The 20,151-nt window shown below is 58.3% G+C and carries 25 protein-coding genes; 9 read left to right on the top strand and 16 right to left on the bottom strand.

Translation table 11 applies throughout. The features are described 5' to 3' along the window. Window positions 1-11 precede the first annotated feature (11 nt). Together APH41_RS15250 and queF are read left to right on the top strand one after the other, a co-directional pair. Window positions 12-533 (top strand): plastocyanin/azurin family copper-binding protein, encoded by a 522-nt coding sequence (locus tag APH41_RS15250; protein ID WP_054899085.1) that lies wholly within the window; start codon window positions 12-14, stop codon window positions 531-533. Window positions 534-599: 66 nt separating this feature from the next. Next, window positions 600-1,430 carry an NADPH-dependent 7-cyano-7-deazaguanine reductase QueF gene (gene queF / locus APH41_RS15245; RefSeq protein ID WP_034126657.1) on the top strand — a complete coding sequence of 277 codons (831 nt, stop codon included), beginning with the start codon at window positions 600-602 and terminating at the stop codon, window positions 1,428-1,430. Window positions 1,431-1,565: 135 nt separating this feature from the next. Here the strand turns inward: queF and APH41_RS15240 are convergent, their stop codons facing one another. Next, complete coding sequence (locus APH41_RS15240) at window positions 1,566-1,832, bottom strand: DUF4404 family protein (protein ID WP_014717525.1); 267 nt, start codon at window positions 1,830-1,832, stop codon at window positions 1,566-1,568. Between the two features lie 111 nt (window positions 1,833-1,943). Then, window positions 1,944-2,552 carry a hypothetical protein gene (locus APH41_RS15235; RefSeq protein WP_034126658.1) on the bottom strand — a complete coding sequence of 203 codons (609 nt, stop codon included), beginning with the start codon at window positions 2,550-2,552 and terminating at the stop codon, window positions 1,944-1,946. Window positions 2,553-2,747: 195 nt separating this feature from the next. Here APH41_RS15235 and APH41_RS15230 point away from each other — a divergent pair, with 195 nt between their 5' ends. Beyond that, window positions 2,748-3,437, top strand: a complete 690-nt coding sequence (locus APH41_RS15230; protein ID WP_003189688.1) for a VacJ family lipoprotein — start codon at window positions 2,748-2,750, stop codon at window positions 3,435-3,437. 137 nt (window positions 3,438-3,574) lie between these two features. Here the strand turns inward: APH41_RS15230 and APH41_RS15225 are convergent, their stop codons facing one another. Next, on the bottom strand, window positions 3,575-3,871 hold the full coding sequence (locus APH41_RS15225) for a PilZ domain-containing protein (protein ID WP_003189689.1): 297 nt from the start codon (window positions 3,869-3,871) through the stop codon (window positions 3,575-3,577). Between the two features lie 276 nt (window positions 3,872-4,147). Between APH41_RS15225 and rssB the strand changes: the two genes are divergently transcribed. Both rssB and rssC read left to right on the top strand, forming a co-directional pair. Further along, window positions 4,148-5,329 carry a two-component system response regulator RssB gene (gene rssB / locus APH41_RS15220; RefSeq protein WP_014717527.1) on the top strand — a complete coding sequence of 394 codons (1,182 nt, stop codon included), beginning with the start codon at window positions 4,148-4,150 and terminating at the stop codon, window positions 5,327-5,329. Further along, on the top strand, window positions 5,329-5,811 hold the full coding sequence (rssC, locus tag APH41_RS15215) for an anti-sigma factor antagonist RssC (protein WP_003172602.1): 483 nt from the start codon (window positions 5,329-5,331) through the stop codon (window positions 5,809-5,811). Before rssB ends, rssC begins: the two co-directional genes overlap by 1 nt. A gap of 196 nt (window positions 5,812-6,007) precedes the next feature. Here the strand turns inward: rssC and tal are convergent, their stop codons facing one another. Next, on the bottom strand, window positions 6,008-6,934 hold the full coding sequence (gene tal / locus APH41_RS15210) for a transaldolase (protein WP_019818234.1): 927 nt from the start codon (window positions 6,932-6,934) through the stop codon (window positions 6,008-6,010). Window positions 6,935-7,346: 412 nt separating this feature from the next. Between tal and APH41_RS15205 the strand changes: the two genes are divergently transcribed. Next, window positions 7,347-8,093 carry a hypothetical protein gene (locus tag APH41_RS15205; RefSeq protein ID WP_054919936.1) on the top strand — a complete coding sequence of 249 codons (747 nt, stop codon included), beginning with the start codon at window positions 7,347-7,349 and terminating at the stop codon, window positions 8,091-8,093. A gap of 194 nt (window positions 8,094-8,287) precedes the next feature. On the opposite strand, the gene dusA is transcribed toward APH41_RS15205, so the two are convergent. After that, a complete protein-coding gene (gene dusA, locus APH41_RS15200; RefSeq protein ID WP_054919935.1) occupies window positions 8,288-9,298 on the bottom strand; it encodes a tRNA dihydrouridine(20/20a) synthase DusA in 1,011 nt (336 codons plus the stop codon). A 103-nt stretch (window positions 9,299-9,401) separates the two neighbouring features. Here dusA and APH41_RS15195 point away from each other — a divergent pair, with 103 nt between their 5' ends. Continuing rightward, window positions 9,402-10,553, top strand: a complete 1,152-nt coding sequence (locus tag APH41_RS15195) for a site-specific integrase (protein ID WP_054919932.1) — start codon at window positions 9,402-9,404, stop codon at window positions 10,551-10,553. On the opposite strand, the gene APH41_RS15190 is transcribed toward APH41_RS15195, so the two are convergent. The 11 genes from APH41_RS15190 to APH41_RS15140 all read right to left on the bottom strand — a co-directional run bounded on the left by APH41_RS15190 (window position 10,528) and on the right by APH41_RS15140 (window position 18,771). Continuing rightward, a complete protein-coding gene (locus APH41_RS15190; protein WP_054919930.1) occupies window positions 10,528-10,803 on the bottom strand; it encodes a pyocin activator PrtN family protein in 276 nt (91 codons plus the stop codon). The genes APH41_RS15195 and APH41_RS15190 overlap by 26 nt on opposite strands. Next, on the bottom strand, window positions 10,800-11,288 hold the full coding sequence (locus APH41_RS15185) for a hypothetical protein (RefSeq protein ID WP_054919928.1): 489 nt from the start codon (window positions 11,286-11,288) through the stop codon (window positions 10,800-10,802). Before APH41_RS15185 ends, APH41_RS15190 begins: the two co-directional genes overlap by 4 nt. Further along, complete coding sequence (locus tag APH41_RS15180; RefSeq protein ID WP_054919926.1) at window positions 11,285-13,276, bottom strand: DNA cytosine methyltransferase; 1,992 nt, start codon at window positions 13,274-13,276, stop codon at window positions 11,285-11,287. The genes APH41_RS15185 and APH41_RS15180 overlap by 4 nt, the downstream gene beginning before the upstream one ends. A 284-nt stretch (window positions 13,277-13,560) precedes the next feature. Then, window positions 13,561-13,824, bottom strand: coding sequence for a hypothetical protein (locus tag APH41_RS15175; RefSeq protein ID WP_054919923.1), 264 nt, complete (start codon window positions 13,822-13,824; stop codon window positions 13,561-13,563). A gap of 58 nt (window positions 13,825-13,882) precedes the next feature. Next, the gene (locus tag APH41_RS15170; RefSeq protein ID WP_054919921.1) at window positions 13,883-14,194 is read right to left on the bottom strand and encodes a hypothetical protein; all 312 of its coding nucleotides are present in this window, start codon (window positions 14,192-14,194) and stop codon (window positions 13,883-13,885) included. Window positions 14,195-14,256: 62 nt separating this feature from the next. Further along, window positions 14,257-17,055, bottom strand: coding sequence for a toprim domain-containing protein (locus APH41_RS15165; protein WP_177333571.1), 2,799 nt, complete (start codon window positions 17,053-17,055; stop codon window positions 14,257-14,259). 11 nt (window positions 17,056-17,066) lie between these two features. Continuing rightward, a complete protein-coding gene (locus tag APH41_RS15160) occupies window positions 17,067-17,312 on the bottom strand; it encodes a hypothetical protein (RefSeq protein WP_054919916.1) in 246 nt (81 codons plus the stop codon). 70 nt (window positions 17,313-17,382) lie between these two features. Then, window positions 17,383-17,757: a hypothetical protein gene (locus APH41_RS15155; protein ID WP_054919913.1), complete on the bottom strand. Its 375-nt coding sequence runs from the start codon at window positions 17,755-17,757 to the stop codon at window positions 17,383-17,385. Next, window positions 17,754-18,056 (bottom strand): ogr/Delta-like zinc finger family protein, encoded by a 303-nt coding sequence (locus tag APH41_RS15150; protein WP_054919910.1) that lies wholly within the window; start codon window positions 18,054-18,056, stop codon window positions 17,754-17,756. The genes APH41_RS15155 and APH41_RS15150 overlap by 4 nt, the downstream gene beginning before the upstream one ends. After that, window positions 18,053-18,526, bottom strand: coding sequence for a YmfL family putative regulatory protein (locus tag APH41_RS15145; protein WP_014717543.1), 474 nt, complete (start codon window positions 18,524-18,526; stop codon window positions 18,053-18,055). The genes APH41_RS15150 and APH41_RS15145 overlap by 4 nt, the downstream gene beginning before the upstream one ends. A 29-nt stretch (window positions 18,527-18,555) precedes the next feature. Continuing rightward, the gene (locus APH41_RS15140; RefSeq protein ID WP_020302912.1) at window positions 18,556-18,771 is read right to left on the bottom strand and encodes a DNA-binding protein; all 216 of its coding nucleotides are present in this window, start codon (window positions 18,769-18,771) and stop codon (window positions 18,556-18,558) included. A gap of 85 nt (window positions 18,772-18,856) precedes the next feature. Here APH41_RS15140 and APH41_RS15135 point away from each other — a divergent pair, with 85 nt between their 5' ends. Both APH41_RS15135 and APH41_RS15130 read left to right on the top strand, forming a co-directional pair. Beyond that, a complete protein-coding gene (locus tag APH41_RS15135) occupies window positions 18,857-19,204 on the top strand; it encodes a helix-turn-helix domain-containing protein (RefSeq protein ID WP_054919907.1) in 348 nt (115 codons plus the stop codon). 80 nt (window positions 19,205-19,284) lie between these two features. Further along, entirely contained in the window at window positions 19,285-20,079 is a 795-nt protein-coding gene (locus APH41_RS15130; protein WP_054919905.1) for a hypothetical protein, read from the top strand. Window positions 20,080-20,151: the final 72 nt, after the last annotated feature.

The following is a 20,151-nucleotide window of genomic DNA, read 5'->3' as shown; positions in this document are numbered from 1 at the left end:
GAGAGTGAAAGATGGCGTTGCGTACACCTCTGTTATTGGCAGGCTGCCTGATGGCGTTGAGTTTCAATGCCCTGGCAGATGCGACTCACACCTACGCGTTCGGCCAGCCGGCCCCGGCGGATAAAGCCACGCGCACCGTTGAAGTCACGCTGCGGGACATTGCCTTTGAGCCCAAGTCCCTGGACGTCAAGGCCGGTGAAACTGTGCGCTTTGTGCTGGTCAACAAAGGCCAGTTGCTGCATGAGTTCAACCTGGGAGACGCGGCCATGCATGCCGCCCACCAGAAAGAGATGTTGCAGATGCAAGCCAGTGGAATGCTCACCGCTACCGGCATGGGCAAGATGGATCACAGCGCCATGGGCCACGGCGACATGGGCGGCATGAAGCACGACGATCCCAACAGTGTGTTGGTGGAGCCGGGCAAGACGGCCGAACTGACCTGGACGTTCAAGCAGGCCACAGGCCTTGAGTTCGCCTGCAACCTGCCCGGGCATTACCAGGCGGGCATGGTCGGTAAACTGACCGTTGAGTGAGGCGTTTGTTAAGGGGGCGAGCAAAGGCTGGTAGACTGGCGCGGTTTATTTAGCCAGGTTTCCGCCATGCATCCCGCAGCCGAACATTCGCCGCTGGGCAAGTCCAGTGAATACATCAGCACCTACACGCCTTCGTTGCTGTTTCCGATTCCACGCGCCGCCAAGTGGGCCGAGCTGGGCCTGAGCGCCGAGACCCTGCCGTACAAGGGCGTGGATTTCTGGAACTGCTTCGAACTGTCCTGGTTGTTGCCCTCGGGCAAGCCGGTGGTGGCCATCGGTGAGTTCAGCATTCCGGCCGACTCGCCGAACATCATCGAGTCCAAGTCGTTCAAGCTGTACCTCAACTCGCTGAACCAGACCGCGTTTGCCGATACGCAAAGCCTTGAAGCCACCTTGCGCACCGACCTCAGCTCTGCGGCCGGCAAGCCAGTGAGCGTGCGCATTCGCAGCCTGGCCGACATCGAGGCAGAAGGCGTGATGGCGTTGCCGGGCGTGTGCATTGACGGCCTGGATATCAACGTCAGCAGCTACGAACACCCGCGCCCGGAACTGCTGCGTTGCGATGATTCGCGCGTGGTGGAGGAGAGCGTGCACAGCCACCTGCTCAAATCCAATTGCCCGGTGACCAGCCAGCCTGACTGGGGCAGCGTGGTGGTGGAATACCGTGGTGCGGCGCTGGATCACGCCAGCCTGCTGGAATATATCGTCAGCTTTCGCCAGCACTCGGACTTTCATGAACAGTGTGTGGAGCGGATCTTCCTGGACTTGCAGCGCTTGCTCAAGCCGGAGAAATTGACCGTGTATGCACGGTATGTGCGTCGGGGTGGGTTGGATATCAATCCGTATCGCAGCACTGAGAACACCCAGTTCCTGAACGTGCGGCTGGCGCGTCAGTAAGCCTTCATACAAAAAACTGTGGGAGCTGGCTTGCCTGCGATTGCGATCTTTCAGTCATTCATCAAGTGACTGATACGCCGCTATCGCAGGCAAGCCAGCTCCCACATTTGGTTTTGTGTTTGGCTTGGGCTCGGGTTAGATGCCGATATTGCCAAGGGTCAGCACGATATTGCGCAACGTCCCGGCAATGCCTGGATGGTCCAGTTCAAAACCTTCCACTGCCCGGTTCACATCGTCAGCGATGCTGGGCGTCTGGGTGGCCGGTTCCATTTCCAACTGGACTTCGAACTTGGCGATCAACTCTTCCAATGCTTGACGTTTCTCGGCGGGCAACTCGGGATGGTTCTCCAGTTGCTCACGCACAATATCGGCCTGCTGTTGTAACTTCTCGCGATCAGGCATGACGTTCTTTCCTTTTATCGATAGGCACTGGCATAGACCACGGCGCACGGCGAAAGGTCTACGGGCTGACCTGTAGATTAATCCACTGGGGTCAACTGTGCATGATCTCGATCAGGGCTTCTCGCCCTTGAGCTGGCGCAGGCGGATGTCGGCCAGGCAGGTGCCGAGTTCGCCGAGATGGTCGATCACCGAGTGCACGCCCAGGCCATAGAGCGCCACCGTGGCCTTGCCGCGCTTGTGTTCGCGTTGCTGCTCGGTCAGTGCCTGCCATTGCCGGGGCGACAGGCCGCAGAGCGAACCGCAGGAGGCCAGGCCGATGGTCCACAAACCGGCATTCAGGCCCGATTGCAGCAGACGCGGCTCGCCGCTGACCAGTACGCAGCCTTCCAGACGTTCGATGTTCAACTCCATCAGCGCTTGCCAGCAGGCGTGGGGCGCAGGCCAGCGAATGGAGGAGGGCGAGGCGGCCTTGAGCCAGCCCGGCAGGCCGGCGCAGAGTGGCGCGGTCACGGCGGGAGGCAGTTCGTCCAGCCAGGCGCAGGGCACGCCTTGTTCTTTGAGACTGCGCAGGATTTTCAATGCGCCTGGCGTGGCCTCGGCGTCGGCGCAAGGTGAGTCGGTGCGCGCCAGGGAACCAAAATCCACCAGGCAGCCACTCAGGCCAAATAACACGGCGGTCAATGAGGGGGCGGCGGCGACGGCAATCTCGGCGTGTGGCATCTGAACGTCCCTGAAATAGCTGCCACGCTATCGGGGCGGCATGACAAGGGGATGACACTGTCGGTATTTGTAGGAATTTTGTGCATTTTCCCTAAGACGATTCTAGGTAGCTGCCTAAATCGACACTTCCGTCATATACTGACAGCCTTATTCAGGGCATAGCGCCCATGACAGACCATTCAAGGAGCAAAAGCTATGCGCTGGAGCCAGTACTTCGCTCAGCTATCGGTGTGTGCCACCATCCTGTTGGCACCTTTCGCTGCCCAGGCGGCCTCGGAAGATGACCCATGGGAAAGCGTCAACCGCCCCATCTTCACCTTCAACGATACCGTTGATACTTATGCCCTCAAGCCAATCGCCCAGGGCTATCAGTTCGTCACCCCACAATTTGTGCAGGACGGCGTTCACAACTTCTTCCGCAACATCGGTGATGTCGGCAACCTGGCCAACAACGTGCTGCAACTCAAGCCGCACAATGCAGGCGTCGACACCGCCCGCCTGTTGGTCAACACCACATTTGGCGTACTGGGCTTTATCGACGTCGGCACCAAAATGGGGCTGCAGCGCAGCGACGAAGACTTCGGCCAGACCCTGGGCTACTGGGGCGTGGGCAGTGGCCCGTACGTGATGATCCCGTTGCTGGGCCCAAGCACCTTGCGTGATGCGCCGTCCAAATACGTCGACAGCTACACCCAACCGTACCGCTACATGAACGACATCGGCTGGCGTAACAGCACCTTCGGCCTCAACGTTGTCGACGTACGCGCCAGCCTGCTCGACAGCGAGAAGCTGATCAGCGGCGACAAGTACACCTTCATTCGTAACGCTTACCTGCAGAACCGCGAGTTCAAGGTCAAGGACGGCAAGGTCGTCGACGACTTTTAAGCTGTGACGTTTTGAAATGAAAAAGGCGACCTTTATAGGGTCGCCTTTTTTGTGCGCGCTGATCGTTCCCCCCGCTCCGCGTGGGAATGCATCCCGTGACGCTCCGCGTCACCTTTGCGCAGGGGCGGGATGTTGCGTTAGCGCATTTTCAGAATCTTGAGGCCCAGATGCTGGTCATCGCCTACCGCCTTGGTCCACACCACCTCGGTATCCGCCTCAAGACCCCTGAGCGCGGCGTGCTCTGAATCAATGCGCACGGTCAGCAGGTCGCCCACAGTGAACTGGCGAGGTGCCTGCACCTGCATGCCGGAACTGGAGAGGTCCACGCAGGTGCCGGCAATCTCCTGCCCGGCATGGATCAAAGACACATCGGCATCTATTCGCATGCGGATGAAATCGCGTTTTTCGGCGTAGTCGCGCTCGTGTTCGCTCACAGCATCCATCCTTACTTTGCGTTGTGGTTGTGAGGGTTCTTATAACTCCGGGTGATTTGCGGTGTAAAGACGCCCGGCGACCATCGGCATGAGCTTGAAACCCCTCACGGATGGGAGTACCGTCTGCGCCTTAGAAGGGCACCTCTGCTTTACCGTTGTGCATGGGCCAAATCCCATTGCTTTGTAGGACAGAGAGGCTAGAAAGCGAATCCAGTACGTGAGCCCGGCCATTGCCGAGCCGCCTACGCCAACCTAATTCTGGCGCCGTTTGCCCACATGCAAAAAACCAGTGCCACGCTGCTGATTATCGATGACGACGAAGTAGTGCGCGCGAGCCTCGCGGCCTACTTGGAAGACAGTGGCTTCAGCGTCCTGCAGGCCAGTAATGGCCAACAGGGTCTCCAGGTATTCGAGCGCGACAAGCCCGACCTTGTGATCTGCGACCTGCGCATGCCCCAGATGGGCGGCCTGGAGCTGATTCGCCAGGTGACCGACCTTGCCCCGCAAACGCCGGTGATTGTCGTGTCCGGTGCCGGTGTCATGAACGATGCCGTTGAAGCCTTGCGCCTGGGCGCCGCCGATTACCTGATCAAGCCCCTGGAAGACCTGGCCGTGCTGGAGCACTCGGTGCGCCGCGCCCTGGACCGTGCACGCCTGCTCCTGGAAAACCAGCGCTACCGCGAAAAGCTCGAGACCGCCAACCGCGAGCTCGAAGCCAGCTTGAACCTGCTGCAGGAAGACCAGAACGCCGGGCGCCAGGTGCAGATGAACATGCTGCCGGTGAGCCCCTGGACGATTGACGAGTTCAAGTTTGCCCACCAGATCATCCCGTCGTTGTACCTGTCGGGTGATTTTGTCGACTATTTCCGTGTCGATGAGCGCCGCGTGGCGTTCTACCTGGCCGACGTTTCCGGCCACGGCGCGTCTTCTGCCTTTGTTACCGTGTTGTTGAAGTTCATGACCACACGGCTGTTGTTCGAGTCCAAGCGCAACGGCACCTTGCCGGAGTTCACCCCCTCCGAGGTGCTGGGCCACATCAACCGGGGCCTGATCAGCTGCAAGCTGGGCAAGCACGTGACGATGGTCGGCGGCGTGATCGACGAAGAAACCGGTCTTTTGACCTACAGCATTGGCGGCCACCTGCCGATGCCTGTTTTGTACACTCCTGACAGTGTGCGCTATCTGGAAGGGCGTGGCCTGCCCGTAGGCTTGTTTAACGAAGCCACCTACGAAGACCACATCCTGGAACTGCCGCCGACCTTCAGCCTGACGCTGATGTCTGACGGTATTCTGGACCTTCTTCCAGAGCCTACACTCAAAGAGAAAGAAGCCGCCTTGCCCCAAAAGGTCAAGTCGGCGGGCGGCAGCCTGGATGGCCTGCGGCAGGTTTTTGGATTGGCCACGCTAGGGGAGATGCCGGATGATATCGCCCTATTGGTGTTGAGCAGGAATCTTTGATGAGTACCGGAAGAATCCAATTCGCCGAGCAAGACGGGACCTTCGTCCTGAAATTTGTCGGTGAAGTGCGCCTGACCTTGTGTTCGGCCCTGGATGCGACGATCGAGCGGATCTTCACTGCGCTGAACTTCTCGGCGATCGTGATCGACCTGACCGAAACGCGCAGCATCGATAGCACCACCCTGGGCCTGTTGGCCAAATTGTCCATTCTGTCTCGGCAGAAGGTCGGCCTATTGCCGACCGTGGTCACCACCCACGAAGACATCACCCGTCTGTTGCAATCCATGGGCTTTGACCAGGTGTTCAACATCGTTGACCGCCCCATCCCGTGCCCTGAGTGCCTGACCGACCTGCCGTCCCAGGACCAGTCCGAGGAAGTGGTGCGGGTCAAGGTGCTGGAAGCGCACAAAATCCTGATGGGCTTGAATGAGTCCAACCGCGAAGCCTTCCACGACCTCGTCAACGCCCTCGAGCGGCACTGACGGCCTCCCTGCCCAAACACACACAGTCCAATGTGGGAGCTGGCTTGCCTGCGATTACGCAGTGTCAGTCGATGAAGTGTTGGCTGGCCCACCGCTATCGCAGGCAAGCCAGCTCCCACATCGGACGGCGGTGACACCGACGCACAAAAAAGGGCGACACCCTCACAGGTGCCGCCCTTTTTGCTGCTATCTGCTTTTACAGCTTGGCCGACAACAACGCCTCCAGTTTCTCCTGGTCCCGAGCAAACTGACGAATCCCCTCCGCCAGCTTCTCAGTCGCCATCGCGTCCTCGTTGGACTCCCAACGGAACTGCGCTTCAGTCATATGCACACGGGCCTCACCGGCATGGCCTGGCGCCAATTTGCGCTCCAGCTTGCCTTCATCGGCTGCCAGCTTCTCCAACAGGTCCGGGCTGATGGTCAGGCGATCACAACCGGCCAGTTCCTCGATCTGGCTGAGGTTACGGAAGCTCGCACCCATCACTACTGTTTTGTAGCCGTTAGCCTTGTAGTAGTTATAGATGCGCGTCACCGACTGCACGCCCGGGTCATCGGAGCCGGTGTAGTCGTTGCCGTTGGCCTTCTTGTACCAATCGTAGATACGGCCCACGAACGGCGAAATCAAAAACACACCCGCTTCAGCACAAGCCACGGCCTGGGCAAACGAGAACAGCAGCGTCAGGTTGGTCTGGATGCCTTCTTTTTCCAGCTTCTCCGCGGCGCGGATGCCTTCCCAGGTGGAGGCGATCTTGATCAGCACGCGGTCACGGCCAACCCCAGCCTTGTCGTACAGGTCGATCAGACGGTGCGCACGCTTGAGAATCGCGGCCTCGTCGAACGACAGACGCGCATCCACCTCAGTGGAAATACGGCCCGGCACGACTTTGAGAATCTCTTGACCCACCGCCACCGCAAAGCGGTCACTGGCCAGGCCCACATCGCCGTTGCAGTCCTGCACGCACTCATCCAGCAGCTTGGCATAGCCAGGAATCGACGCAGCCTTGAGCAGCAGGGAAGGGTTGGTGGTCGCGTCTTGCGGCTTGAGCTTGGCGAGGGTGGAAAAATCGCCGGTATCGGCTACGACGGTGGTGAATTGCTTGAGTTGTTCCAGCTTGGAAGTCATGGGCGTGCTCTGTCCTGTGGGTCTAGTGACATTACCCGAGCGCTGGCAGGCGCTCAAGGGCGCAAATGCGTTAGGTCGTTTGCGAGGGCAATAACCTGGAAACGGCCGTTTGAATCACCGGCCGTGGTGCTCAATTGGAGGGCAAAATCGCAGCTAGGTTCAACTGGATTCCACCCGTCCTGCGCCACTGGTTTCAAGCCAGTTGATAGAGGCAATATCAATGTTTTGAAGTTGTGAAAAGTTTATTTTCCAGCTCTTTAGTTGTTGCCGTTTTTACTTGTGCTATACCTGACTGGCAAGCGCTAACTTGGGCCGATAAAAACTCTGATGACATAACTGTCCGCGGCGAAGTGTGTGCGTCTGTGCATTAAAATCTGCTGGTTCGTTAGTTTGAAAGCAAAGGAGAGATGTAATGAAACGGAATATATCAACACTATTCGCCGCCCTGGGTTTTATTTGTTCAACAACGGTATTTGCCGATGTGACGGTACAGCAGGCCCTCAGCGCCGGTTGTTACGATACCCAGGAAATGCGTGGCATCATTGACACTGCCAAGGCAGGTAAACCCATGGGGAGCCGCACCCTGGAAAAGGAAAACGAACTGACCTCATCCTACGGCGGCAAGATCACCGATACCAGAGTGACTGCGCCTGCCACCTGGGTGTACCGCGCGTATGAGAGCGCGGACACCAACAATTGGCACGTCCAGAAACTCAAGGCCGGGGTGATCTACTCCAAAGCGCAGAACGACCTGGACAAATACCTCAGGGACGGTGGTACACCCGAAAAATACTGGGCCATCGATGGGCCTGACCTACACGCGCTGGGTTTTATCGGTGCCACCTACACGACAATGCGACTGCTCGCCTTACAGTCCAGCGACACCCCGAAAAGTCAGTTCGTGAGTTTTGCACTGGACTACGCCACCACAGGAACCTTTGGAGACGCCGTGTATGCACTGCAAGTAAACCCGAACTCACCCATTCTGGGGTTGGTTAACTGCAAAACGCCAGGCGGTGAAGTTCAATTTCAAATACTCGGCGGCACCACATTCAACACGCTTTACCGAAAAGTCAGGACCGATAAAGATTGGAAAAGGTACAACCGCGACACCGACCAATGGGTAACTGTGCCCAAAGGAACAGTGCCGGAAAACTAAGCAACAGTGCAGCAAGGGCCGGCAGCACCTGCCGCGCCCTTGCAATCACCGCTAAATATGTGGGAGCTGGCCTGCGATAGCGCCGGTACACCCAGTGAGCACTTACCTGACACTCACCAGGAAAAAATGTGGGAGCTGGCTTGCCTGCGATAACGTCGGTACGCCCAATGAGCATCTACCTGACACTCGACCAATCACCGCCCCTCCAACAACGTCCCCGCCTGATCCAGCAACGCCAACGGATCCGCCGCCTTATGAATATCCACCGACAACAACTGCCTGAACTTGCGCGCCCCTGGAAACCCCGTGCCCAACCCCAACACATGCCGAGTAATGTGATGCATCGTCCCACCACTGGCCAAATGCTCAGCAATATAAGGCCGCAACTGCGCCAACGCCTCCGCCCGGCTAATCACCGGCGCCTCACTGCCAAACAACCGCTGGTCCACCTCCGCCAACAGATACGGATTGTGATAAGCCTCCCGCCCCAGCATCACCCCATCAAACGTCTGCAAATGCTCCTGGCACTGCTCCAGCGTCTTGATCCCACCATTGAGATTAATCTCCAACTCCGGAAAATCCCGCTTCAACTGCGCCGCCACGTCATAACGCAACGGCGGAATGTCCCGGTTCTCCTTGGGCGACAACCCCTCCAGAATCGCAATCCGCGCATGCACGGTAAAACTGGTGCAACCGGCGTTCTTCACCGTCCCGACGAAGTCACACAACTCGGCATAACTGTCCCGACCATTGATGCCGATACGGTGCTTCACCGTCACCGGAATCGACACCGCATCGCGCATGGCCTTCACACAGTCCGCCACAAGGGCAGGGTGCGCCATGAGGATCGCGCCGATCATGTTGTTCTGCACCCGGTCGCTGGGGCAACCGACGTTCAGGTTCACTTCGTCGTAACCGGCGGCCTCGGCCATTCGGGCGCAGGCGGCCAGATCAGCCGGAACACTGCCGCCCAACTGCAGCGCCAGCGGGTGCTCGGCTTCGTTGTGGCGCAGGAAGCGGTCGTGATCGCCATGGAGGATAGCACCGGTGGTGACCATCTCGGTGTAGAGCAGGGCGTGTTTGGAGAGCAGGCGTAGGAAGAACCGGCAGTGGCGGTCGGTCCAGTCCATCATGGGGGCAACACTAAAGCGCCGAGACAGCGTGGGCCTTGCGTTTACGGGGCTAAAGGTCTGTTTATCTAGCATTTTACTCAACGTGTTCTTGGCGTGTTTTGGGGCGTTTTCAGGCGTTTTTAAAGGCTCGGTGGTACGATGTACCACTTCAAAACTGACGCGTACCACTTTCAATATGGCGACTATCAGGGCAAGAAAACTGGCGGATGGGACTGTGAGCTACACCGCACAGATCCGCATCAAGCGCGACGGAGTGCAAGTCTACCAAGAGAGCCAGACCTTCGCCCGAAAACAGGCTGCTCAGGCTTGGGCACGCAAGCGCGGGTCGGAGCTGGATGAGCCTGGTGCGATCGAGCGCGCAAACCGCAAGGGCGCCACGCTGAAAGATATGACCGATCGCTACCTGGTCGAAGTTGAGAAAGCCAAGCCGCTGGGCAAGACCAAGCGCGCCACACTCAATGCGATTGGCGAAACTTACCTGGGCAAGTTGACCGATACGGATATCAACAGCCAGTGCTTGGTCGATTATGCACTTTGGCGAATGAGCGGTGAGGGCGGTGGCGTTCAGCCACAAACCGCCGGCAATGACCTGGCGCACCTCGGTGCAGTGCTGGCAATTGCCAAAGACGCGTGGGGCTATCAGGTCGATCCGCTCGCCATGGGCGGTGCGCGGCGTGTGTTACGCAAGCTGGGCTACAACTTGAAAAGTCGTGAGCGTGACCGCCGACCGACATTGGATGAGCTGGGACGGGTGCTGACGCACTACCAGTCCATGCAAGTGAGGCGCCCGACCGTCATAAATATGCTGAAGGTCGTGGGCTTCGCCCTGTTCTCCACGCGCCGGCTCGATGAAATAACCCGAATTCGCTGGGCAGACGTAGACGAGGCTGGCCAGCGGGTGCTGGTGCGCGACATGAAAAACCCAGGGCAGAAGATCGGCAACGATGTTTGGTGTTACCTGCCGGACGAGGCGTGGCATATCCTCCAGACGATGCCGAAGGCCGGCGAAGACATCTTCCCCTACAGCCCTGAGTCGATCTCCACGTCCTGGACGAAGGCCTGCAAGTTCTTGTCCATCGCGGATCTGCACTTCCACGACCTCCGGCACGAAGGTGTCAGCCGCTTGTTCGAAATGGACTGGGATATTCCGCGTGTGGCGAGCGTTTCCGGCCACCGGGATTGGAATTCAATGAGGCGTTACACCCACCTTCGCGGTCGGGGCGACCGCTATCTGGGCTGGGAGTGGCACGAAAAGATTCTGAGGGCGCCCGTCCAATTGGGCGCCGCATCGCAGAAGTGGCTTAAACGGCGTGTTTTATCCCGTTGAGCTGGTTGTGCTCTTTAACCGCGGCTGCGCGCTGTAGGTCCAGGTACGCGGCCAGGTCGGTGAGGTGGATGCCCTTGGCCGACTTCTGGCTCGGTTCCAGGCGGGTGATGGGCAACTTGATCTGACCGCTCATCACCTTGCGCTGGAACATGTCCGGCGTCAGATGCGTGAAGTAGTCCCGGCAGACCAGCTCCAACGGAATGACCGCCTGGCCGTCGTACTGAGCCATCAGGATAAAGGCTGTGTTCATGGTTGTTGCTCCAACTGAGCGGCGGTCATATCTATCAGCTTGCGATAACCCGCGTCGTACAGCGCTTCAGCGCTTTGCGTGATGGTCAGGCAAGCACCGACAAACGGATTCAAGACTTTTACCAAGCCATTAATTCCCTCTTTCCGCTGGGCTGCAGCCTCATCTGCAGTCAAGGGGCGGCAATGCGCCGTCATATCGTGTCCGATTTCGTGCCAATACGCGCGCCAATACGCGGCAAGCTCCATATCCGTAGTTTGATCATCGATGTGCCGGCCGGAAAAGATTGCCCACGCAATCGGCTCGCTGAAATATCGAAGGATGGCTTGCTGCGCGGCGGTCCAGCACCGCCAGTAAGGCTCCAGATCTGACGTGTCGTTGTATCTTTCGCCATTCCAATGCGCGCTAATCATTGCTATCGGTAACCCAAGCGTCGATGCGACATAGGCCTCGAAGTCTTTACGAGCATTTTCTGCAACGGTGCTCATAGCTGAACCTCCTGCTGAGCCACGCTCAGGGCAATCGCCACCGGTTGAACCCAAATCGACACGTTGCTGAGCATGAACGTTTCTCCTGCCTCGGAAAGCAGCAGCGTCATGCCGAAAACATCCGCCATTGCCCTTGCCGCCGCGCGTGGTACCGCATTGCCGATGCGTTCTCGGTGGTTGCCGTCGTTAATACCGTCAAGGCGGAAAATACCCGCATGCGCAATCCTGCGTACGCGCTGCATCCGCTGGATTTCCTGGGCCGTCTGAGGATCGGTTGACCAGTATTCCTCCGGATCAAACAGCGATTGAAGCGCAGCCAGCTCCAGGGTGGTAAACGGTCGGTGCCAGGTACCGTCGAGGCTGGTAATCATGCAGGTCAACCGGTCGTTGGGCGCCGGCATGCGCTGATCTGCGACCGACCACCGGCCGTTGTCGTGGCATGCACTGGCGGAAACGGCGCCGGCCGGGGTGTTGTAGTCGACTACGCCGTAATGTCCGCCGGTCAGGTAGGCGTCGCCCTTAGTGCGTGACATGCCGGGGCGAGGATCTGCGATAGATAACGCCCCGCTTGCAACCTGCTGCGAACCAGTGACTGTCTTGGCGCTTTCACTCCATGGCGTGATCCGCAGCTTTTGCGTACTGGCGTTCGGGTGCCAGTTTTTGTACGCGGGATCTGCGACAGCGAAAGCGCCTTGTCCGGTGGTGCTGCCGGCGATGACGGTGCCGGCCGGCTTACTGTAGTCGGTGACCAGGTACTTGCCGAAGCCCTTGGACGGTTGCCGAGGGTCGGCTACAGCCTGCCCGCCGGAGCTGGGGCCGTGCCCTGCGGTGACAGTGCCGGCGGCTTGGTCGTTGCGAACCACCCGGAATACGTTGTTGTGCCGCTCGCCGCTCATGCGCGGGTCAGCAACGCTAAACGTCCCTTGCCCTGGGCTGCGTTGGCCGGTGACTACGCCGCAATGCCGGTTGTAAGGCAGAACGCCATATTGTGTGTATTCGAATTTGCTTGTCGGACGCGGATCTGCCACGGAAAACTTGCCGTTCATAGGCCGGCTCGCACCTGCAACCACGCCGGCTGTGTCGTCCCAGTCGACAACCCCGAGTACGCCGTTGTGATATTCCGGCACGATTACGAAGTCACGAAGGTGACCGTCCTCAATCGCAAATCGGCTCAGGCTGCGCCAATCCTTCCCGGCTTCAACCAGGGCGAGGCGCACCCAGGTTTTCCATTGCAACGCCGGTACCCGATGCATCGGCCCTGCCTGATCGATATCGCCAGCCAGCGGCATGCGGCTCAGCACATCACCGACAGCGCGCAGGCTGCGTTTTTCAGGTTCATACAGGAATGCTGGAACCTGCTCGACGTGCCTGGCCACCAGCAAGAAACGCTTGCGACTCTGTGCCAACCCGCCGATTTCGCCACAATCGTGGGTAGTTTCCGCCACCGCGTAGCCGTAATGGCGGAGCAGCTTGGTGATCTGGTCCAGCAGGTAGCGGCCACGGGGCGCCAGGCGCGGCACGTTTTCGAACACGATCAATTTCACCGGTTTGTGTTTCCAGGCTTCGCACATCAGCCATACGCACCGCAACGTCAGCTCGTTGAGCGCCCGGTACTTCGGTGTTTGGCTCATTGTCTCGGAAAGCAGACCGGATGCGCCCTTGCAGGGGCTGCTGATGAACACCGCGTCCGGGTCTTCGTTGCCGGCGGCGCGGCGCAGATCCTCGGCGGTGGCCTCGATCCAACCGGCGGGCGGCTGCTGACCGTGGAACGCCGCGTATTGTTCGCGTGTGAACAGGTCCATCAGCGTGCCAGGCACACCGGTCATCATCTGGAAGTCGCGCAAGCCGGCGGGGTCGACGTCGACGCCACCCAGGCAGCGCCATTCAGCCTGCACGGGGCCCAGGACGGGTTTGGAGTCGCTGAAGCCGGCCGCCCCGCTGCCGAGCCCGCAGCAGAGGTGGAAGTGGGTGAGTGTACGTTTAAGCATGGTGCTTCTCCTTTCAAGCAGTGGGGGAGTTGCAGCTCCCCGAGACCCGCCTGTGTTGTGTATCAGTGCGCGTATCGACGCGGTTTGTTCTGTCTGGCCGCTTCTCTCTCAGCCATGAAAGCCGCCCATTCCGCCGTTTTGGTCTGTTGGCGAATACGGCTACATGCCTGGTGTTTGCGGGTGGAGCGTGCTTTGCCGCAGATATCGCAGCGGCTGGGCAGGTCAAGCCGATGACTTGCCATGGTCGGACGCTCGCGTTCAGGGCCAACGTGCTCAGGCATTGGTCACAGCCCTCCCATAACCATGCGTGTCAGTGCATTGGGCTGGCCTTCGGGCGTCAGCTTATCGAGGGGCTGCGTAACGCTGCGGCCGTTGGCCGCGCGCAGGGTGGCAACGTTGCCTTCGATCCCTAGGATCACACCTGTACGGGCGCTGAGCCGATATTCCCGGCCACCGCCGCTCATTACGACGTAGCTGACCGTGTCGCCGATTGCCAGCGGGGTTGTGGTAGCCTCTGCGATGCCGCCTTGGGGTTGATTCACTTGCATGGTGCTTCTCCTTTGGGTGGTCGGTGTCGAGGGGTTGCAGCCCCTCGGCACCACCTTCTTACTGGCTTTCGCCGGTTGGGTTTTGCTTCCGCACCAGGTGCAGTTGCAGGCTTTCAAACTCGGTAGCGTCATCTGTCGCTGATTGCCATTCCAGCACTGCCTGGATCTGGTCCCAGCTGCACTCCAGCACCAGGACTTCTTTGTCGCTTACAGCCAGAACTTCCAAGATTGCGACCAGCCCGGCTGGGTCGTAGGCTTCGGCGTGAACAGTTTTCCCGGCCTCGTTAAACCATGCCTTCAGCTCCTTCAGGTACCGCATGTGGTTGGGTTGCCCCTGGCGGCCCTCGGCGGTGATCACTTGTACGTGCATGGTGCTTCTCCTTTGGGTGGTGTCAGACGTTGCAGCGCCTGGCAGGTATTGCCGTTGATGAATCAGGCCTGGAAGTGCCAGCACTTCACGATGGGTTGCTTCGTGACGACAGCATTGGTCTTGCTGGCCTGGTGAGCCCGTACCGCGCTGTCGGTCGCCTTGTTGACGTCGAGCAGCTTCCGCGAGCGGGAGTCCTTCAGGCGCTCGCGCAGCTCGCTGACGTCGGCGATTTTTTGCCGGTTTTCTGCCGCGCACTTCACGAAGTCGTTGAGGTTGATGGCGATCACGTGGTCTTTCTTGCTGTGGTTGACCACCGGGCCATCGGCGTCCAGGCCTTCCAGGTATTCGTAAACTTCCCAGAATTCAGCCACCACCGGATGGTCGGAGCTGATCGAGGCCTGGCGCTCAATTGCCATGCGGATGATCTGCGAGCGGGTGTGCTCGACCTGTGCGCTGGTGAGCGGCACCACCATGCACAGGCAGTCCAGCAGGGTGAGCATTTGGGCGTGGTTCTTGTTGATCCGCTCCACGCGGATGTAGCCGCGCAGCTTGTTGCCACAGTGGCTACATTCGCCATGCTCGTCTTTGAATGGGGTGTCGCAGGCAAAGCAATGGGAGTGCAGGTTGCGCAACTTCGCCTCGTAGCCCGCAACCCGCTGGGCGAACAGATCCATCACCTCCAGTTCTTTACGCACGGCCTGCAGCACAAAGTTGCTGAGTGTCGAACCTTCTAGCGCGTTGAGCCGATCCGCCGCCGCACGGCTTTCAGCGGTGACGCTGGGGCGCACGAAGTGCAGTTTGACGATGCGGGTCATGATCGCCTCTGAAGCCACTACAGGGGCGTTCTGGCTGATGGCGATGGTGCCGCGAAACGGCGGTTCGTAGGTTTCGTTACCGGCGGTTTTAACGCCCTTCGTCGCCAGGGTGCCGCCGCCGTAGTAATCCTTGAGTTCGTCCCATTCGAAGGTTTTGGCGTGGGCCTTGTCGTCGCCGCTACGGTCTGATTCCAGTAGTACGATGGGCATGCCGGAGACCTGGCCCATCAAGCGGCTGCGGCCGGCCTTGGTGGATTTGGACGGGTCAAACCCTTCGTATCCGTCGCGGCCCGCGAGTTTCCATAGCAGCGTGAGCAACGTGGTCTTGCCGGCGCCGGCCTCGCCAGTGGCCTCAAGGAAAGGAAACGACTGGTATCGGCCGCGGATCTGTTCGGCGAACAGCGAGCCAAACCAGAAGGTCAACGCCACGATGCCCTGGGCACCAAAGCACTGCCACAGAAGCCCTAGCCACTGGTCATCGTATTTTTTGCCATCCTTTTCAAGATCGATCTTCACACCCTTTTGCAGAGTCTTGAGTTTCAACTTGCCCATCTCAAAAAACTCTTCCTCGTTGATGTGGATCACCTGGCCTTCACGGATGGCGACGTCGTTGAACACGTAGCAGTGGTATTCCTTGCTGTAGCCCACGTAGTCGATGGTCTGAACCGTCTTGATGCCGAAAAGCTGGTCTTTCATGAGTTTGTCCAATTGCTGTCCACTGCCGGTGAACACGGCTCCGGCACCCATGCCGAGAAGTCTTTTTTTGAATTCGCTCGCAGCGGCGACCTGTCCGCCCGTGAAGGTGTTTTTCACTGAGCCGCCGTCGTGCGGGAAGTCGACGCGGAAGAAGTACCAGGACTCGTCGGTAATCTCGTTGCGCTGGAAATAAAGGGCTTTGGGGTAGCAGTTGGCGATCTCGACGACGCAGCCGGCGACGTTCAGTGCCTTCTCCCGCAGCTGCTTTTCATTGAGTGTTTGGGCTTCGTGACCATCGCTCTTTTCGAGGGCCTGCTTGGCGTTGTTGTATTTCGCCAGGTCCAACTTCCACCAGTACAGGCGGGAGTCGAAACAGAAGTGGAATTCCTCCCGTTCACGCCACTGGTACATGAGCAATGCCTTGTCGCTGGCACTTTCTGCGATCAGCAGGGCGCCCTGGTGGCGGGCTTCTTTCAAGTCACTTTCGATGCGATCAGCGCGGGCTTTTTCGTCGTCGATAAACGCCCAGCGTTGATGCAGATCGTTCCAGTCAACTTTGCGGGCGTCAGGCTGGGACAGCTGAGCAGCCTCGCAGGTAAAACCGAGTTCGCGGGCACGGTTGACCCACATACGGGTGTACTTGTGAGCGCCTGGCTCGTTATCCAGAGCCCAAACCAGCTTCGGGGTTTTACCGCCGCGAGCGGTGATCAGGGCCTTGAGTGATTCCTCTGGGAAGGCGTTTGAGGACAGCGCCGCAACCGCAGAGATACCGTTTTGAATGAGGGCTATGGCGTCGAAGATGCCTTCAACGATCCACAGCTCATTTACTTCCAGCAGATCCACGCACGGCGGGCACCACCAGTGTCCCCTGTAGCTCTTGAGGGGTTGGAAGCGGGCCTTCTTCTTACCGAACCGTGATGGTTGATCAATCAAGCGCTCCCAGTACCCACCGTGCTCCAGGGGGAAGCGCACGGTGGCAGAGCCAATATTCAGGTCGCGATCAAAGTAGCTCTCCTGGGTGTACCAGCCTTCTATCAGCTCAACGCGGAAACCTCGGGCAAACGTCAGGTACGCTTTTGCGCTGGCGGCAGGTTCGTCACGGGTGGCCGGGGCGCGCTTGCTCCAGTCGTCGAACAGGTCCGGGTACAGCTCTTTGGTCGGAGCCATGTACCGGCAGTTTTTCTCGCGGCCACAGCGGATGAACCAGGGCTCATCGTGGCGCGAAAATAAACGTTTCTGATTGCACTGCGGGCAGGTGCCCTTACGCATGTAATGCGTGCCTTTCATGTGCTGAAGGCCGTAATCAGATTCCAGGCGTTGAAGTACATCAGCGCGGATCTTGTCTTCCATGGGCTTGCGAATCACTGCACATGCTCCGCGACAGCAACAACGAGCTGCTTTTTCAGCTCGCTGCGTGTCTTGCAGATGCCTGCCAGGTAGGGCAAGTCCTCAAGCACCTTGGGCGCCCGCTGACCACTCGGCACATTCCGGTAGCGGTCGGAGTACCAAATATCAGCCATGGTGACTTCGTACTGACTGGTCAACCACAACAGGTAGTGCTGCGCCTGTTGCTCGTCCAGCTCCAGTTTTATGGTGATTTTGCTCATTTCGGCCACCAGTAAGTTGCAAATTTCCCCTACCCACGCGGTGCGGGCATCTAACAGGGAGGGTTTTGGATTAGTGCGGGAGGTTGCGAGTCAGCAGCAGGCGTGTGGGGAGCAAGCGTGCTGAAACGGGATGTCGCTGCTGGGTGCAGTTGTCGAGCAGCAAGATCACCGGGCGGAAAGGGCCGCTGGTGGGATGAATACCCAGCCAGGCCACACGCTTGCAGGTCATGCTTTCGAACTCGGCCACCGCCAGTTCAGCGATGCGCTGCACCAGGTGCGTGGGTACCTCAAGCGACTGGGTCAAGTACCGGGTGCAGTTCTCTAAAAGCTGACTGTCGCCGGCAAGATGCTCGCAACGGTGGCGGTACAGATAGGCCACGGCCGCTTGTTGCATCGCGGCACGGTAATCGCTTGCGGGGTTGGTAGTCAGTGCGATGGTGTTCATACAGGTGCGGCCTCCATTTCCAGTTGATCCAGCAAATCGGGTTGATCGGTCTTTGCCGTGAGGTTCTGTCGAGCAAGGAGGCGCACTTTGGTGGGCGCCATGGGCAGAACGGTAAGGGGGCGCTCGATGCCTGATGGGCTCAGCTGGTATTCCCAAACCAAAGAGCCGGAAAACGTGGCGCCGCACAGCAGGTTGGTGCATTCCGAATACATTGAACGGAAGCAAGGCGTCTGCCCTTCGGAGGTACGAATGCGCATCGAGCTGCCGCAGCAGGGACAGACCAGCTTGTAGGTGCTCAATGCTTTGGCCCCCGGCTGTGCAGCAGAATCGTTGCCAGGACTTCGGAGTGACGAGCCGCCATGTAGTGGCTGTGAGCGCGCAAAATCGCCTCGGCTTCGTCCCGCTCGATGACGCCGTCGTCCAGTGCCTTCGCAATGATCTGGTCGACCACACCACGCTTGGCTGCAGCACGCACTGAACGGTTGTAGAGGTCCACGTTGTCCAGTGTTTCAGGCTTGGCGAGGGGGACGAACATGCCGCCGTACATCGCCGCGATGTATTCCGGCAGGTAGGTGGTGCCCATGTCCTGCTCTAACAGATGGATCTGTTCATCGCTCAGGGGCCGACTGCCGGCGTTTTCGTAGATGTGGTTATCGAACTTCTTGAGTTCGTATCCAAGGCGGGCTGCAGCGCATTCACGGCCACCTTCGTAGTCGTTGATCACTGCGCTCATTACCTGGCGCTTGGTCGCTAGAACTGGGCGTTTCATCTTCTGGTTTCCCCTTGGAGCCAGAGGCCCTAATTTGTAATCACGCCGTCTTTCTTGATGCCAAGCAAAACAGCTGCGCGATGGGCCTCACCGCGCAGGCATTTCTTTTGCCCGTTCAGGACGGCATAGACAGTTGAGGGATGAAGGCCGTACTGAACGGCAAAGTCCTTGACGGACATGCCCCTCAGTTCCAGACGTGTTCTAGCGGCCTGGCATGCTTGCTCGGGTGCGTAGGTGGCGTGCATAGTTCGGATTCGTGTGATTTCGCGTGATGATGTGGTGATTTTGTCCCTGAATATTGGGATTGTCAACGCCTAAGGTACAACTTTTATGACTATGGGCGAGCGCCTGAAAGAAGAACGCCAACGGATTGGTGTGAACCAGACTGTGTTGGCGGAAAAATGCGGAGTAACCAAAAATACTCAGCTTGCATATGAGAAGGGTGATAGGAACCCCGATACGGCCTATTTAGCCCAGGCAGCATCGTTGGGGGTCGATATCCTGTACCTGGTGACTGGTGAGCGGAAACCTGTGCCAACAGACAGCATTAGCGCGGAGGTTGCGGAGTTTTTGAAGGCGTATCAGCGCGTCAGAGAGGCCGACCGTGAAGTCCTGTTTCGCATGGTTTCGGCTTTTGCGAACGCAGCAGGTATAGAGGACAAGGGAGACTGCGACTAATAGATAATCAAACGAAGCCGAGGACTTTTTACGCCGACCAAGAAGGTCGGTTTTTTCATGGACGTTGAAGGAGTAGAGGAATGGCGCTGAGGCCCTGTAAGACTTGTAAACATACTGTGGATACCACCGCAAAAACCTGTCCCAACTGTGGCACCAATAACCCCGGACTGAGTACGGGTCAGAAAGTATTTCGTCTGGCGACATTGCTACTTATTATCGCTGTGGTCGTTTCGATGTGTTCGATAGCGAGTAATAAAAGCCCTTCTGAAAAGACGGCGAAGCAAGCCGCCCCAACTACTGTTTCGCCACCCACCTACTCAATCACCAAAGATGATTTTCGGGAAGGTAGACCACGTAAAGTCGAGGTCATGCTTCCAAAGCGATTAAATCAAGCAGACCTGGTTGAAGTAGCTGAAGCCATTCGTGCCAATACGAAAATCAAGGCTGACAGAACCTTCATTGGCTTCCGTGTCGAAGGGCAATCGGAGAGTACTTACTGGGCTAACGTGAGTTTTGATCCAGACGTCAAGACCTCACTGTATGGCCTTAGTGTGGAAGACTACGAGACGTTGAAAGCGCTAGATCTCATGGCCTACACGGACCGCATAGGTAGTTGGCTGCGTGACGGCGCGCTGGGTCATGTGATGGTGTTGTACAAGCAGGGTGACAAATATCTGATCGACGCTGTCTTCCCCAGCGGTGGGAAAAATACAGAACACTACGTTGGCAAAAAACTGCCAGATGGCGGGTTGCGCCTCGACGATCCTGAAAGCGGCTTTGATGAACATTACGTAGTCGATGCCAAGGGCAACTTGCAAGGCTGGGGAGAGAACGGTGTGTATATGACGCTCCCTCCGTTCAAGCCGGTTCAGTGACGTAACGAAACACATATTTTTTGTCCGCCGCCCGATGACACAGCAAAACGTGATGGAAATTAGCTGTTCCCT

Source organism: Pseudomonas sp. NBRC 111138, from assembly GCF_001320835.1.
Lineage (GTDB): Bacteria > Pseudomonadota > Gammaproteobacteria > Pseudomonadales > Pseudomonadaceae > Aquipseudomonas > Aquipseudomonas paracarnis.
Note: the sequence above shows the minus strand (reverse complement) of the source record. Positions and strands in the feature narration are given on the sequence as shown.